Origin of the sequence: Gillisia lutea, assembly GCF_021568705.1 — a bacterium.
Classification (GTDB): Bacteria; Bacteroidota; Bacteroidia; order Flavobacteriales; family Flavobacteriaceae; genus Gillisia; species Gillisia lutea.
On sequence record NZ_JAKGTH010000008.1, the window covers coordinates 25420 to 41460 of the forward strand.

Consider the following 16041-nt stretch of genomic DNA (forward strand, 5'->3'; position numbering starts at 1 on the left):
ACTTTAAGCCTGTTTCTCTCTCTATAAGCTATCTTTTCCTTCATCCAGATATACATCCTTTTGAATGAGAGAAACTGCTTTTTGAAGTATAAGGTTATTGGGGTATGTTACGAGTTCTCCATCATCGGTAATAATATGTAAATGAAAAGCTTTTATATCTTCAATAACACCAATAATTGGCATCTCCTTGTCGTGAATTTTAATTTTATCTCCAATTTTATAAGGAAAGGAAAAGAAGAGAATAATACCCGAAGTGATATTGCTTAATATAGACCAGATTGCAAATAATGCAACTCCTATTACAGCAAACACAGAAGAGAAGATTAGAGAAAGATCTTTCAGCCCTACTCCCCATGCAAAGGCCAACATGAACACTGCAATTAATACTACCAGGATATTAATATATTTGAACATGAGTCTGGTACGGGAAATATGAATTTCACTGCGTTTTCCTACACGGTTGGCCGCTTTCTTTAAAACAAATTGAAAGATTACTAATATTACAATTATTGCAAGGGTATATGCAATTTGAGATTTATTAATAGTGTATAGCTCGTACATTAATCTAGGTTCAATTTCTTACGCAAAGGTAAATCAATATTAGAATTTTTTGTCCAATAAGCAGTTTTTATATCAGCCATTTTTGTTGCTATTGTAAGCTCTTTCTTTCCATTTTTCTCAAGGATTTCCTCCCATTTTTCAATCTTGAAAGGGAAACTGGTTTGGTAGTAAATACTTAGACTTCTTTTAAGCTCAGGATAGTATAATTTATAAACTCCCAATTTGCCATCCTGATAGAATTCTGCTTCTGTCAAATAGGCTTTAATTTGAAAATGATTTAGACGAATACTTTCTAAAGAAGGTATCATTTGTATTTCGCCAGTTGGTAATAAGTTGGGATCAATTTTAAGCAATGTCCAAATCTCATTTTCTAAATATGATGGGGCAAGGGAGAAACCCTGATCTGCTTCATTTTCAAAATAAGAATGCGAACTAACTTCAAATTCATTTCTATTATTAATTTGGGTATAGGCGTGCCCACACCATTCCTGCACAGAGGTCGAGGTTTTTATTGCGTGAGAATTCCCTTCTAACGGGGAAAATACGCTTTGCATGATGGAATAAGGATATATGCCTGTTGTGAACTTTTTTGTGGAATTAAGTTTAATAACAGGAATATTGCTTTTATTAATACCTGATGCTTTAACTTGTTGATCTTTTAAGAAATCTTCTGTAACATAAATAAGTACCGCTGTTCCTGTTCTATTTTCTCCATACCGCGATTGATTTAACTGATAGGAAGTAATTTCAGCCTCTCCCGAGAACCAGTAATTTTTAAAGTCTTGTGATAGTTCTATCCTTGGAATAGGCGATTTTTTTGAAGCTGGACCATTACAACTTGTAAGAAGCTGGAACGTTATAAGTATGCTTAATAGTAGTTTGTTTTTCATGGAGATCAATTTCTTATAAAATTAAGAAATATCATCGGGAGGCTATTTCTATTAGCGTTTTATATACCAAGTGTGTGGGTAAGCCCACTACATTGAAGTAACTACCTTCAATAGTAGTAATTCCAATTAAACCAATCCATTCCTGGATACCATAAGCACCGGCTTTGTCTAAAGGGTGATAATTCAATATATAATAATCTATTTCGTCTTTACTAAGTTCTTTAAATGTGACTTTAGTTGTTGCATTCACCGTTTTTTGAATTTTACTGGTGGTAAAAGTAACCGACGTTATTACCTCATGTGTTTTACCTGATAGGGATTCAATCATTTTAAATGCCTCTGAAGTGGTTTCGGATTTTCCTAAGGCTTTTTCATTATGCCAAACAATAGTATCACTGGTAATTAAAATATCCTGAGGTTTTAATTCTGAAAGAAACACCTTGGCTTTCAATTCAGATAAATAATCGGTTATTTCAGCTCCTTTAAGTTCTTCCGGAAAGATCTCTTTAATCTTTCTATGTTCCACTATAAATGGAATACCAAGGTCTTTTAAAAACTGATGTCTTCTGGGAGATCCTGAAGCTAGAACGACATGGTGATTTTTTAAAATTTCTTTCAGCATAACTAATTATAATATGAATTGATATAAACCTATAGATAATAATCCGGAAACCATGATCAGTTTTAAAATAAGGCTTAATTTTCTATATTCTGATGTGGTTTTAACCGTCCATAATTGAATTAAAAAATAGAGGAGGGGCGCTACTATTAACAGTAATGCATAGATTACTGCATATAGATGTTGATATAAATATTGATAAATGTAGAAAATAACCGCCGCAAGAGGGATAAGTCCTATTAAAAATATAAGTTTATTGGTACGCTGTGCCCCTAAAATAATGGGCAGGGTCTTTCTTCCAGAATTGTAATCTCCAATAATATCTTCCTGATCCTTTATAATTTCTCGCAGAATATTCAGCAAAAAAGCAAATAAAGCATAGTCTAAAAGTATGGAAAATATAACAGATTGTGTTTGTCTATTGCCAGGAGTTATTGCGGGAAATAGATCAAATAAACCAACAATTAAAATGACCATTGCCACCAGTGAACTAATAACAACATTTCCCAGCAAGGCAACCTGTTTTAGATAGGTAGCATACAAATAGAGTAAAGCTGAAATAAGAATGAAAATGGCAGAAAACCCAGGTTTCCCAATTAAATTGGAAAGATAGAAACCTATCCCAACACCGAGTACACTTAAAATTATATAGAGATTATTGGCCGTTTTAAGAGAAATATCCTTATCCAGTATCTGCTTTTGAGGTTTATTGATTTGATCTGTTTCAATATCATATATATCATTAATGATATTTCCTGCTGCCGCTATACATACTGTAGCTAAACACAAGAGAAAAAAGCCAAAATCACTTAGTGTAATATCAATCCCAAAACTGTTGAATAAGCTATACTTTATTAAATATTGAGTAATAATGATAATAAGTAAATTGGGCAATCGGCAAACTTTGAAAAATGCTAATAACATAGCGCGTTCAGTTTAATGGGATACAAATTTTAGACCTATAATAGAAATAATAAGCGTGCACAAAAAGAACAATCTCCAGAAATGCGCAGGTTCTTTAAAAATAAATATCCCTAATAATACGGTGCCTACAGCTCCAATACCTGTCCATACTGCATAAGCTGTTCCAATTGGAAGTGTTTGAGTAGCTTTATAAAGCAATCCCATGCTTATAACAAGGGAGACAATAAAGCCTAATAACCACATATTGGCAGTAGAGCCCGAAGAAAATTTTGCTTTGCCTAAGCAAAAAGCGAAAGCTACTTCAAAAAGTCCTGCAATAATTAACAGGACCCATTTCATAATGCGCTATGATTTTGAAGCCATTTTCCCTGTACTTTTAATACCTGTTCAATAACATCTCTTACACAGCCTTTCCCCCCTTTTTTATGGGAAATATATCTGCTTATTTCTTTAATTTCAGGGGCAGCATCTTGAGGACAGCAAGGCATTCCAACCATTTGCATAGAATAAAGATCCGGAATATCATCTCCCATATAAAGTACATTCTCGGGATTGATATCGTACACATCCATAAATTCATCGAGTCTTTCAACTTTATCATGAACTCCAAGGAAAATATTAGTTAGTCCCAATTCTCTAAGACGAAGTCTTACCCCTTCATTTTTGCCGCCAGAAATAATACAAACATGATACCCGGCTTGTTCGGCGGTTTTAAGAGCATATCCATCTTTAATGTTCATAGTTCTAAAGAGTTCTCCTTGAGTATTTATTTGAATAGATCCATCGGTTAAAACCCCGTCTACATCAAAAATAAAAGTGTCTATATGATTTAAATATTCTTTATAATTCTTTTCCATGAAGGTGCTGAATTGATTTGGTTAAAAGTTGGTATATTTCTTTTTGTTCGGTATTTAAAAGCTTCAAATGAGCAGTTATAACTTCCAGGTCATTTCTTTTTGCCGGGCCGGTTTGAGCTTCTTTCGGACTTAACTGAGTTATTTTGGCAGCAGTTTCTATAATTAACGGATGCAATATCTCGAAAGGGACATCATTATTTTTTGCAATTTCTTCGGCCTCTGTATAAAGGTAATTCACAAAATTATTTGCAAATACGGCGGCAACATGTAGCGCCTTTCTTTGTTGAAAAGAGATCTTATATATGTTTGAAGAAATTTTCGAAGCTAATTTTTCTAATAAGTCCAGATCGTTTTCATTATTACTTTCAATACAAAGTGGAACATTTGAAAGATCCAGGTGTCTGTTCTTTGAAAAGGTTTGAAGTGGGTAAAACAATCCGTACCTGTCAAAATCTTTAAATATCTCTATAGAATTAGCTCCCGAAGTATGTGCCATTAAAGCTTTTCTGTAAGAAAGGTGTTTGGCAGTTTGTTGTAAAACATCATCTTTCAACGCTAATAGATAGATATCGGCTTCCACAACCTCTTCCAATAAAGTAGTTGTAGCTGCTTTATCTTCAAAATACTGAAGGCTGGTTCTCGAATGATTATAAATCTGGATTACCTTGAAATCTTCTATTAATTGGAAAGCTTCAAACAAATGTTTTGCAACATTCCCGGTCCCAAAAATTACTATGCTGGTCATGCCGCTAAATTACCAAAAATTCTGAGTTTAAAATTAACATATCAGCATAGGAATTGATTCTTTATTAAACCTCTTAAAACTTTAAATTTTGTTAAATTTGCAGCGTTTTAAAGTAGTCTTAAATGCAAAATAAAATTAGTGCTGTTTTGTTCTCCACAAGGATCATGGCAGTTTTGTTCATTGTGTTCTCTGTTGCTATGGCTTTAGGGACGTTTATAGAAAGTTGGTATACCATTGAAACTGCAAGAGTTTTGATCTATAATACCTGGTGGTTTGAAGGAATAATGTTATTCTTCGTTATTAATTTCGCCGGCAATATTGTAAGGTATAATCTTCATAAAAGAGAAAAATGGTCTTCTCTACTTATTCACTTATCGTTTGTTTTAATTCTGGTTGGAGCTTTTGTAACAAGATATATTAGTTATGAAGGTATAATGCCTATTAGGGAAGGGGAAACAACAAATACGTTTCTTTCGGGTGACACATATCTTACTGCATATTTAGATGGAGAGATTGATGGAGAGCCACGTAGACGAGTGGTGCAGGAGAAAGTACTTCTTGCAGTTGAGACTGAAAACGACTTATCAATAAATACCGATTATAATGGTCAACCTGTAAAAATTGAGGTCACCAATTTTATACATGGGGCCAAGGAAGGCTTAGTGCTAAGCGAAAATGGCGATAACTATTTGCAGGTTGTTGAAGCTGGTGATGGCCAGCGTCATGAACATTATTTGAAAGAAGGGGAGGTTGCCAATATTCATAATACGCTCTTTGCTTTTAATAAGCCTACCGATGGAGCTGTAAATATTATAGTTGATGAAGCAGATGGGAGTTATAAGATAAGATCTCCTTTTAGCGGAACCTTCATGAGAATGGCCGATCAGTTTAAAGGTGAGATGATTGCCGATAGCACACAAACTTTAATGCTGAGGTCTTTATACAATATGGGAGGGATGCAGTTTGTTATCCCTGAGCCTGTTACTCGTGGAAATTTTGATATTGTTCCTACAGAAGAAAAAAATAAGAATCAGCCCGATGCGGTTGCTTTAAAAGTAAGTACTGGGGGTGAATCAAAAACCCTTAGTCTGCTTGGAGGTAAAGGTTTGGTTAATCCTCCTAAAAATATAGAGATTGGCGGATTGGAAGTTTTCTTAAGCTATGGCTCTAAACAAATGGAACTTCCGTTTTCCATCAAACTAAATGATTTTATAGCTGATAAATATCCAGGAACCGAAAATAATCCTACTCCTAGTTATTCAGCTTTTAAAAGTAAAGTTGAGGTAATTGATGATAAAGGTTCTGAGCCATATGAGATTTTCATGAATCATGTTTTAGATAAGGAAGGTTACCGCTTTTTTCAAGCTTCTTTTGATCCGGATGAAAAGGGAACTGTACTTTCTGTAAATCACGATTTTTGGGGAACCTGGATTACTTATATAGGATACTTTTTACTGTATGGAGGTTTAATGCTAATTCTTTTTGATAAAGGAAGCCGTTTTGGAAAACTGAAAGTAATGCTGGACAAAATAAAGGTCAAAAAATCAAAATTAGTTAGTGTTGTAGCATTATTGTTATTAACATCTATAAGCTATGCTCAGGATAATGAAGAAGAGCATGCGCATGTAAGATCTCCAAAAGAACAGGTTGATTCATTATTGCTTAATAATGTTGTTAAACCTGAACACGCTGCAAAATTTGGGCGATTGGTAATTCAAGATGCCGGAGGACGTATGAAGCCTGCAAATACTTTCTCTTCAGAATTATTAAGGAAACTTAGTAAGAAGGATAATTATGAAGACCTGAATGCCGACCAGGTTTTGATCTCAATGACAGAAAATCCTGCTCTTTGGTACAATGTTCCATTAATATATGTGAAGCCTAATAATGATAGTATTAGGCATATTGCCGGTGTGGAAAAAGATAAAAAGTACTTGGCAATGACAGACTTTTTTGATGGTACTGGCGCTTATAAATTATCACCTTATTTGGAAAGTGCTTATCAGGCAGCGGTTCCAGATCAATTTCAAAAAGATTTTATTGAAACCGATAGAAAGGTAAACCTTCTTTTTAACGCGCTTCAGGGAAAAGTGCTTCGTATTTTTCCGATTCCTGGAGATGAAAACAATAAATGGGTTTCCTATCCTGAGGTGCCTGAAGCTAATTTTAAGGGAATGGATTCGCTGTATGCAAGACAGATACTTCCTATTTATATGAACGCACTTCGCGAGGCAAAAACGACTGGTGATTATGATAAAGCGGAAGAGCTATTAGAAAGTATTACCGGATATCAGAAGAAATTTGGTTCAGAAGTAATGCCTTCTGAAAACAAGATAGACGCTGAAATAGCCTACAATAAATATGATATTTTCAGAAGCTTGTTCATGTATTATATGTTTGCTGGATTACTAATGCTTGTATTTGTGATCTTTCAAATATTTAATGATAATAAAGCTATTAGAATTTTGATTGGCACGAGTGCAGTAGTAATTCTTTTGCTATTTATCTTACATACATTAGGCTTGGCTGCAAGATGGTATATTTCTGGTCATGCACCCTGGAGTGATGCTTACGAATCTATGATCTATGTTGCCTGGGCAACTATGTTCTTCGGATTGGCTTTTGGAAGAAAAAGTAATTTGACCATTGCTTCCACAGCATTTGTTGCTTCCATGATCTTGATGATTGCTCATTGGAACTGGATGGATCCTGCAATCGCTAATTTACAACCCGTTTTGGACTCGTATTGGTTAATGATACATGTTTCTGTAATTGTTGGGAGCTACGGACCTTTCACCTTAGGAATGATATTAGGAGCAGTTTCATTACTGTTAATGATACTTACCAACGAGAAGAATAAGCATAAAATGGATCTTAATATAAAAGAGATCACTATTATTACCGAAATGGCTTTAACCGTAGGTCTGGTAATGTTAACCATTGGAAACTTTTTAGGTGGCCAGTGGGCAAATGAAAGTTGGGGACGTTACTGGGGCTGGGATCCAAAAGAAACATGGGCGCTAATTAGTATAATGGTTTATGCTTTTGTGATACATATGAGGTTAGTGCCGGGGCTTAGAGGTAGATGGTTCTTCAACTTAATGGCAGTGGTAGCCTTTGCCAGTATAATGATGACCTATTTTGGTGTGAACTTTTACCTTGCAGGATTGCATTCTTATGCGAGTGGTGATAAAGTGATAACTCCAACGTTTATTTATTACACCATTGCAGGAGTTGCTGTTCTTGGGGCGGTATCTTACTGGAAGTATAATAAGTATTATAAAAAGACACCTAAGAAAGAGGTTAAAGAATAGAAATCTTAGTTTATAAATAAAAAAACCTGCTTTAATAGCAGGATTTTTTTATTGGGAAAGATTGGAAATTATTTTAATCCTCCAACCATATCTTTAGGTTTAACCCACTCGTCAAATTCTTCTTTGGTAACATAGCCTAAATTAACAGCTTCTTCTCTTAAGGTTGTACCATTAGCATGTGCGGTATTTGCAATTTCTGCAGCTTTGTAATATCCAATTTTGGTATTTAAAGCTGTAACTAACATTAAGGAGTTATCTAATAATTCCTTGATACGTTTTTTATTAGGTTCAATACCTTTTGCACAGTGCTCTTCAAAAGAAGCACAAGCATCTCCAAGCAATTGTGCACTTTGTAAGAAATTTGCAGCCATAACAGGTTTAAAGACATTTAACTCAAACTGTCCCTGCATACCACCTACACTTATAGCCACATCGTTCCCCATTACCTGAGCACATACCATGGTTAAAGCTTCACATTGCGTAGGATTCACTTTTCCGGGCATAATAGAAGATCCAGGTTCATTTGCCGGAATTGTAATTTCTCCAATACCGCTTCTTGGTCCTGAAGAAAGCATTCTTATATCGTTGGCAATTTTATTAAGTGATACTGCCAATTGTTTTAATGCACCATGAGATTCTACTAACGCATCATGAGCAGCCAGCGCTTCAAATTTGTTAGGAGCAGAAGTAAAAGGAAGATCGGTGAATTTTGAGATAAATTCTGCTACACGTTTAGAATATCCTTTTGGCGTGTTTAAACCGGTTCCTACTGCTGTACCACCTAAGGCTAATTCGGCTAGGTGAGGAAGTGTGTTTTCCAAAGCCTTAATACCGTGATCTAATTGTGCCACATAGCCACTAAATTCCTGCCCCAAAGTAAGGGGAGTAGCGTCCATAAAATGGGTTCTTCCAATTTTAACTACGTCTTTAAAATCTTCCGATTTTTTCTTAAGAGTATTTCTTAGCTTTTTTATTCCCGGGAGAGTAACATGAATAATTTTATGGTATGCAGCAATATGCATTCCTGTTGGGAAGGTGTCGTTAGAAGATTGAGATTTATTTACATCATCATTAGGTTGTAATGTTTTTTCACCTTCTCCTATTTTTTTTCCGGCAAGCTGATGTGCTCTGTTGGCAATAACCTCATTGAGGTTCATATTGCTTTGGGTTCCACTTCCTGTTTGCCAGATAACAAGAGGAAACTGGTCATCATGCTTTCCTGCTAATATCTCATCACAAACCTGGGCTATATAATCTCTTTTTTCAACAGCTAATGCTCCCAACTCACAATTGGTAAATGCTGCAGCTTTTTTCAAATATGCAAAACCGTATACTATCTCTAAAGGCATGCTTCCTGCAGCACCAATTTTAAAATTATTTTTAGAACGTTCAGTTTGGGCACCCCACAGTTTATCTGCAGGAACCTTTACTTCGCCCATAGTGTCTTTCTCTATTCTGTAATCCATAATTTTTACTATTTGAATACAAATTTACATGTTAGTAATTTTTTAATGTTGAATTTTTCGACAAATTTTAAATCTTTTAACATAGCTAAATTTTCAAATGATGAAGTTTAAATTTACAATTGGCAGGTAAAAATTTAAATTTTAGTTGGCAGATAAAAAATAGAGTCACTATCTTTGCTATGATTTAAAAATCTTCTTTAATTATGTTTGACTTTGATCAGTACTTAGGCTTTTTAGCTTTTCTTGTAATATTAACCATGGGATTTTGGTTAATGATATTTTTAGTAGCCATTGTACCTTATTGGATAGGTGGTTCGGTTACAGAATTATTTAAAGAATACAGAGAGAAAAAACGTTTAGAGCGTGAGCGTAAAGCTTAAGACCTAAAAATATAGAATACCTAAAAAAACCTTTTTGCTGAATAAGCAGAAAGGTTTTTTTATTTCTTTATTAGCAATGAGTTGGTTTCTGGATAATAAAAAAAGGCTTGTCGTGAGACAAGCCTTTTTAATTACTTTAATTTTCTGTTATCCTTCGAAGTCACCACCTTCTTCGCCACCATTCATTTGCCTTTTACGCTGCTGATTCTTTTGCTGATTGAATCTATACGTTAAAGAAAGTGTGATCTGACGTTGTCTCCATTGAAATTCACTCTCCTGAATAAAAGTTTCGGTAGTGGTGGTAGAAGATCTTTTTCTTGAGTTCAGTAAATCACGAGCGTTTAGTGATATTGTAGCATTTTCATTAAAGATCTCTTTGCTTAAAGCCACATCCAGGCTCAGGATTCCATCGCTCTTAGTTTGTGAGTTTTCGGAAGGTCCAAAATAATTAGCATTTGTTTGCCAGTCAATACTTGCAGGTAGACTTACCTTAGAACTAAATCTTCCAAACCAGCTGGTACTTTCAGAGCTATAATCTCTTCCATTAAATTCTCCTTCTTTCTTAAATTGAAAGAAATTGATGCTCCCATTTAAGCGCAACCATTTTGCAGGATTGTAAAGAGCGCCTATTTCTGCTCCAATTCGCTCGTTGGTTGCAAGGTTAATAGGGATAGTTCTAACAATCTCGATTCCATCAAACAACTGGCCAGTACCTTGTTGAACTCGTTCAAAAGCATCGGTTTCATGCTGATAATACACCGAAGATGTCAAAGTTAATTTCTTCCATCTTTTTAAGTAACCTAAATCAAACGCACTGGAATAGGCAGGAGCGAGATTAGGGTTTCCTTGGAAAATGTTAGTTCTACTGGAGCGAGAAGGAAAGGGATTGATAAACCAACCTCTTGGTCTATTAATACGTCTGTTATAACCCAAAGTTACATTTTCGGTATCGCTTAATTCGTAAATTAAATTCACTGTAGGAAAAAGTCCTAAATAGTTGTTATCAAAATCGGTGTCTATGGGAAAACCGAAAGCCGCTGTAATTTCTTCATCTGTAAGTTCAGAATCTATAGAACCTGTTAATTGGGTATTCTCTAATCTAAGTCCTAATAAGAAGGAAAAATTTCCAAATTTTGATCCGTATTGCGTGTAGATCGCATTTACATTTTCGGTGTAATCAAAGATATTTGTTAGGGTGTCATTTACAATTAACTGAGTAGTTTGTTCATCCTCTTGCTTTAATGTATAATCGGTTATTTCATTTTTAAAATTTCCTCGATAACCTGCTTCAAACTGTGAATCTTCACCAATTGGTAACACATAATCTACCTGGGCTAAGTATTCTTTTTGAGTTTCTTTGTTAATTGTTTCTTCGGAAGCAAGGAAACCCAGACCATTAGGTGTATTGTCTAACAAAATATTTTCAGTTATAAAGGAAGGTTCTTTTTCCTTATCGTATTCATATTGAAAATCGGCAGTTAACTGATGTCCATCTTCATTGAATTTATTGATATAATTCACCGCAAACTGTAAGCTATTATCATCTTCAGCTTCTCTCTCTTTTCTTAGGGTTTGAGCAACCAATTCTTCATTTACGTACCTGTTGGTGTAATTACGAGTTTCATCGTTATTATTACCTAACCTATAGAAAGCACTCGCAGTAATCGAGGACATATCGGTAATATAATATTCTAAACCTAAGTTGGTATTAAAGCCTCTTCTTAATCGGTCGTATTTTCTATCTTCAATAACCCTATCATAGGTACCATCAAAATAACGTGTATCAAAATTCGCATTTCCGGGAGCATTGCTGTAATTAAAACCGGTAGTGTTAAAAAGGTTGAATTTCTGTGTTCTCCAGTTAGCATTTGCAGTCACTCCATAATCTGCAGGATCTCCAATGTTGGTAGTTAAAGACCCATTGAATCCTAAAGTTTTTTCCTTTCTAAGAATGATATTCAGTATCCCTGCAGTTCCTTCAGCATCATATCTTGCGGAAGGAGACGTGATAACCTCTACCCGCTCAATAGCATTTGCAGGTAATTGACCTAGTACATCAGTAGATCCAAAACCAGCCATGGCTGATGGTTTGCCATTTATAAGAATTCGTACATTCTCATTCCCTCTTAAACTTATACCACCTTCAACATCAACAGATACAGAAGGCACATTGTTTAAAGCATCACTTACAGTACCCCCAGCAGTTGTAAGGTCTTTTCCTATATTATATATTTTCTTATCAAGTCGTACTTCTACCTGCGTAGTTTCGGCGGTTACTACTACTTCATCCAAATTTGCTGAACTAATTCCGAGTTTAATTGTTCCTAGATTAAGATCGGAGTTTACTTCCTTATTTCTAAAGGTTTTGGTCTCATAAGAAATAAATTCAACCTTTATAGAATATGTTCCCGGCGGAACCGGAATAGCAAAATCACCATTGATGTCTGTAACGCCTCCATCTAAAAAAGAAGGGTCATCGGCTCTGGTAATAGAAATGGTGGCATATTCTAAGGGAACATTCAGTGCATCATCTACAACTTTACCGGAAATGGTGAAATTTTTAGATTGCGCATGGGAATATTGTGAAAATGAAAAAATAAAAATCAGCAGGATGCTGATGGAAAGTAATTTTTTGGTGGTCATAGTAACTTTTTACAGTTAGACCACACAAAAAAAGAATGGTTTAAACTCCCAACGTTAAAAGAACGTTAAAAAGTTTAAACCATTACATTTAAATTGAATAATTATCTGATTATGAATCCATAATCTCGTTAGGAATTTTTTTGTTTATTCCAACATATTCGTTGAACTGAGCTTCTGTAAATATTTTGCGTAATCTATTATGCTCGTGTTTTTGAATTTCTTGTAGTCTGCTAATTTTTCGACTCTCGGTAAGCTCAGAGTTAATAACCTCATTTTTACGAATGGTATATTCTATTAAAATATCTTCTAATAAGGTACACTGTGCTTTAGTCAGGCCTAATTTAATTCTCCAATTGGCAGCTAGTTCCTGCGCAATTTCTCTAAGTTCTTTTCTATTTTTTTCATGCATGTAGATCTGAGAGATAACAAATCCTCCGGTAACTGCGGCGGTTAAACCTAAAAGCATGAATCTGTTTCGAAGTTTCATGAATCTTATTTTTTATTTTGTTAACTATAGCTATAATACCTGATCGATATTTGACACCGGTCTACCTATCACAGCCATTTCTTTACTTTCTATAATAGGCCTTTCTATAAGTTTAGGGTTTCCAAGCATTGCATTTATCAATTCATCGTCATTTAAGTCTCTGCCTTTATAATTCTCTTTCCATACTTTTTCATTCTTTCGTATGAGCGCTTCGGGATTTATATTAAGCTTCTTAATTAACTGGGTCAATTCTTTTTTAGATAATTCCTCTTTTAAATATTCCCGAATCTTATATTCCTTTCCAAAGGCTTTTAATTTTTCCAAGCCTTCTCTGGATTTGCTACATCTAGGATTATGGTATATAGTTATCATGGTTTCTATCGTTGCTTTAAAATAAACAATTAATTTTATTTTTTAAACATTTAGCCAGAGTTAATTCAATCTTCGTGCCGTTGTCCCATCATCATTAAATAAGCCTTTAAAAACTGATCAATTTCACCATCCATTACTGCTTCTACGTTTCCAGTTTCTTCAGCAGTTCTAACATCTTTTATCAATTTATAAGGATGTAATACATAATTGCGTATTTGCGATCCCCATTCAATCTTCATTTTAGAGTCTTCAATCTCCCTACGCTGTGCCTGTTGCTTTTGAAGTTCAATTTCGTATAACTGACTTTTAAGCAACTGCATTGCTTTGGTCTTGTTATCTAATTGAGATCGGGTCTCCGAGTTTTCTATAACAATTCCTGTGGGAGCATGTTTTAATCGTACGGCGGTTTCCACTTTGTTTACGTTCTGTCCTCCCGCTCCTGATGATCTCATAGTTTCCCAGGAGATATCGGCCGGATTGATCTCTATTTCTATGGTATCGTCTGCAAGAGGATATACATAAACTGAAGCGAATGAAGTATGACGTTTAGCATTACTGTCGAAAGGAGAGATGCGAACCAAGCGGTGTACTCCGTTTTCGCCTTTTAACCAGCCAAAGGCATATTCTCCTTCAATTTCTAAAGTAACGGTCTTTATTCCTGCAACTTCTCCTGCCTGATAATTAAGTTCCTTAACTTTAAATCCTTTTGCTTCCGCCCATCTAAGATACATGCGCATTAACATTTCTGCCCAATCGCAACTTTCTGTTCCCCCTGCACCGGCTGTAATTTGTAAGACGGCACTTAGACTATCTCCTTCATCAGAAAGCATGTTTTTGAATTCAAGATCTTCTATAAGCTTTAAAGCCTTATCAAACCGAGTTGCGACATCTTCTGAGGTAGCTTCTTTTTCTTTGAAGAATTCAAATATTACTTCTAGGTCATCTACAAGAGTTTCCCCTTGTAAATAATCGTTCACCCATTTTTTTTCAGTGTTAAGTTCACGCATTAAAATTTCTGCCTCTTTTGGATTGTTCCAAAAGTCGGGAGCATAGGTCTTTTCTTCTAAATTGGTAATTTCTATTTGTTTGGCATCAACGTCAAAGATACCTCCTTAACGCTACCAGGCGATCTCTAAGATCTTTTATATGTTCTGAAGTGATCATATGTGTTATTTTTAGTGTAAAAATAGAATTAAACCCCTGTACCCAAAACTATTTTGCATTTATTTTATAGTTTTAAGCACTATTTAATTTTAATACAAGCAGCCGGAAATGGCAGCCCCTAATTGAGATTGAAAGGAGACTAAGGCTTTAATTTTATAGAAATTGATATAATTATATGGAAGAAATAGATTTAAGAAGTGATACCGTTACAAGACCTACCAAAGGAATGCTACAGGCTATAATGACAGCTAAAGTAGGGGATGATGTTTACAAAGAGGACCCAACGGTGAATGAACTTGAAGAAAAACTGGCTAAAATGTTTGGGATGGATCAAGCTTTGTTCTTTCCAACAGGTAGCATGGCAAATCAGGCTGCGATAAAATTACATACTCAGCCTGCAGAGCAGTTAATTTGCGATAAATGGGCACATGTATACAATTATGAAGGGGGAGGAGTTTCTTTTAACAGTGGTGTTTCATGTAAATTAGTAGATGGAGACAGAGGGATGATTACTGCTGCTCAAGTAGAAGAGAATATTAATCCGCCAGATTTTTACCATAGCCCTTTAACTAGCTTAGTTTGTTTGGAAAACACTACCAATAAAGGGGGAGGGGCTTGTTATGATCTAGAAGAAATTAAAAAGATTCGCAAGGTTTGTAACACTCATAATTTGGGGCTACACTTAGATGGTGCCCGTCTTTTTAATGCGTTGCAGGCAAAGGGGGAATCACCAAAAGAGTATGGAAAATTATTTGATACAATATCTGTATGTTTATCAAAAGGTTTAGGAACTCCTATGGGGTCTGTATTATTGGGGAATAAAGATATTATGAAAAATGCTATTCGGGTAAGAAAGGTGTTAGGAGGCGGAATGCGGCAAGTTGGTTTTATGGCTGCCGCAGGAATTTATGCTTTAGATAATAACATTCACAGATTGGATGATGATCATAAAAGAGCTAAAGAGATTGGAGCAGTACTAAGTGCTCAATCTTATATTGCTACTGTAGAAACTATTGAAACCAACATCATTATATTTTATTTAAAAGATGTTTCTCAGGAAGCTGATTTTATGAAATCGCTTCAAAAGGAAAATATTCGTATAAGTAATATGGGGCAAGGAAAATTACGAATAGTGACGCATCTGGATTATCCCGAAGAAATGCATCAGAAATTCTTAGAAGTGCTTAAAACGATCACTCTGTAAACTTTAAGTTTATAAAAAAGAAAAAGCCCTGATGTCTATATCGGGGCTTTTTTTAATACAATAGAATCTTTAATTATTTGAACATGTCTAATCCAGGGATATCAGGCATCCCATCTTTAGCTACTGCAGCTAATTCAGCCTCATTCACATCAGTAGCTCTTTTAATCGCTTTGTTTAGCGTTAATACCAAATAATCTTCTAATTGCTCTTTATCTTCTAATAACTCGTCGGCAATAGATATATTCTTGATTTCTCTGGCAGCTGTTATCGTTATTTTTAATAATCCATCTGTAGACTGCTCATCAATTAGAACGGTTTTCATTCGTTCTTTGGTGGCTTCCACCTTCTGTTGGGTTTCTTTGAGTTTCCCCATCATTCCCATCATATCTCCAAACATAATAGTAGTTTTTAAAAT

At 35.1% G+C, this 16041-nt stretch carries 16 protein-coding genes; 3 read left to right on the top strand and 13 right to left on the bottom strand.

The window, feature by feature from the left end:
• Positions 1 to 21: 21 nt before the first annotated feature.
• The 7 genes from L1I30_RS07265 to L1I30_RS07295 are packed head-to-tail and all read right to left on the bottom strand — an operon-like array spanning position 22 to position 4596.
• Positions 22 to 561, bottom strand: a complete 540-nt coding sequence (locus L1I30_RS07265; RefSeq protein WP_236133612.1) for a mechanosensitive ion channel domain-containing protein — start codon at positions 559 to 561, stop codon at positions 22 to 24.
• On the bottom strand, positions 561 to 1451 hold the full coding sequence (locus L1I30_RS07270) for a septum formation inhibitor Maf (protein ID WP_236133613.1): 891 nt from the start codon (positions 1449 to 1451) through the stop codon (positions 561 to 563). Before L1I30_RS07270 ends, L1I30_RS07265 begins: the two co-directional genes overlap by 1 nt.
• 31 nt (positions 1452 to 1482) lie before the next feature.
• Positions 1483 to 2073 (bottom strand): Maf family nucleotide pyrophosphatase, encoded by a 591-nt coding sequence (locus L1I30_RS07275; protein ID WP_236133614.1) that lies wholly within the window; start codon positions 2071 to 2073, stop codon positions 1483 to 1485.
• A gap of 6 nt (positions 2074 to 2079) precedes the next feature.
• On the bottom strand, positions 2080 to 2994 hold the full coding sequence (locus tag L1I30_RS07280; protein ID WP_236133615.1) for a geranylgeranylglycerol-phosphate geranylgeranyltransferase: 915 nt from the start codon (positions 2992 to 2994) through the stop codon (positions 2080 to 2082).
• A 12-nt stretch (positions 2995 to 3006) separates the two neighbouring features.
• Positions 3007 to 3333, bottom strand: coding sequence for a DMT family transporter (locus L1I30_RS07285; protein WP_236133616.1), 327 nt, complete (start codon positions 3331 to 3333; stop codon positions 3007 to 3009).
• Entirely contained in the window at positions 3330 to 3851 is a 522-nt protein-coding gene (locus L1I30_RS07290; RefSeq protein ID WP_236133617.1) for a KdsC family phosphatase, read from the bottom strand. The genes L1I30_RS07285 and L1I30_RS07290 overlap by 4 nt, the downstream gene beginning before the upstream one ends.
• Positions 3835 to 4596, bottom strand: a complete 762-nt coding sequence (locus L1I30_RS07295; protein ID WP_236133618.1) for a Rossmann-like and DUF2520 domain-containing protein — start codon at positions 4594 to 4596, stop codon at positions 3835 to 3837. The genes L1I30_RS07290 and L1I30_RS07295 overlap by 17 nt, the downstream gene beginning before the upstream one ends.
• A gap of 122 nt (positions 4597 to 4718) precedes the next feature.
• On the opposite strand from L1I30_RS07295, the gene L1I30_RS07300 reads away from it, so the two are divergent.
• Positions 4719 to 7910, top strand: coding sequence for a cytochrome c biogenesis protein (locus tag L1I30_RS07300; protein ID WP_236133619.1), 3192 nt, complete (start codon positions 4719 to 4721; stop codon positions 7908 to 7910).
• A gap of 68 nt (positions 7911 to 7978) precedes the next feature.
• Here the strand turns inward: L1I30_RS07300 and fumC are convergent, their stop codons facing one another.
• The gene (fumC, locus tag L1I30_RS07305) at positions 7979 to 9376 is read right to left on the bottom strand and encodes a class II fumarate hydratase (RefSeq protein WP_236133620.1); all 1398 of its coding nucleotides are present in this window, start codon (positions 9374 to 9376) and stop codon (positions 7979 to 7981) included.
• Between the two features lie 203 nt (positions 9377 to 9579).
• Here fumC and L1I30_RS07310 point away from each other — a divergent pair, with 203 nt between their 5' ends.
• Positions 9580 to 9756: a hypothetical protein gene (locus tag L1I30_RS07310; protein WP_236133621.1), complete on the top strand. Its 177-nt coding sequence runs from the start codon at positions 9580 to 9582 to the stop codon at positions 9754 to 9756.
• Positions 9757 to 9903: 147 nt separating this feature from the next.
• On the opposite strand, the gene L1I30_RS07315 is transcribed toward L1I30_RS07310, so the two are convergent.
• From L1I30_RS07315 to prfB, 4 genes are all read right to left on the bottom strand, one after another.
• A complete protein-coding gene (locus L1I30_RS07315) occupies positions 9904 to 12399 on the bottom strand; it encodes a TonB-dependent receptor (protein ID WP_236133622.1) in 2496 nt (831 codons plus the stop codon).
• 109 nt (positions 12400 to 12508) lie between these two features.
• Entirely contained in the window at positions 12509 to 12886 is a 378-nt protein-coding gene (locus L1I30_RS07320) for a hypothetical protein (protein ID WP_236133623.1), read from the bottom strand.
• 30 nt (positions 12887 to 12916) lie between these two features.
• Positions 12917 to 13258 (bottom strand): arsenate reductase (glutaredoxin), encoded by a 342-nt coding sequence (gene arsC / locus L1I30_RS07325; RefSeq protein ID WP_236133624.1) that lies wholly within the window; start codon positions 13256 to 13258, stop codon positions 12917 to 12919.
• 65 nt (positions 13259 to 13323) lie between these two features.
• Positions 13324 to 14422, bottom strand: a protein-coding gene (gene prfB, locus L1I30_RS07330) for a peptide chain release factor 2 (RefSeq protein ID WP_236133625.1) whose coding sequence is annotated in 2 segments (ribosomal slippage) — positions 13324 to 14358 and positions 14360 to 14422 — 1098 coding nt in all. Because the reading frame shifts where the segments join, the coding sequence is not laid out codon by codon here.
• Positions 14423 to 14597: 175 nt separating this feature from the next.
• On the opposite strand from prfB, the gene L1I30_RS07335 reads away from it, so the two are divergent.
• On the top strand, positions 14598 to 15626 hold the full coding sequence (locus L1I30_RS07335) for a threonine aldolase family protein (RefSeq protein WP_236133626.1): 1029 nt from the start codon (positions 14598 to 14600) through the stop codon (positions 15624 to 15626).
• A gap of 73 nt (positions 15627 to 15699) precedes the next feature.
• Here the strand turns inward: L1I30_RS07335 and L1I30_RS07340 are convergent, their stop codons facing one another.
• A complete protein-coding gene (locus L1I30_RS07340) occupies positions 15700 to 16023 on the bottom strand; it encodes a YbaB/EbfC family nucleoid-associated protein (RefSeq protein ID WP_236133627.1) in 324 nt (107 codons plus the stop codon).
• Between the last annotated feature and the right edge of the window lie 18 nt (positions 16024 to 16041).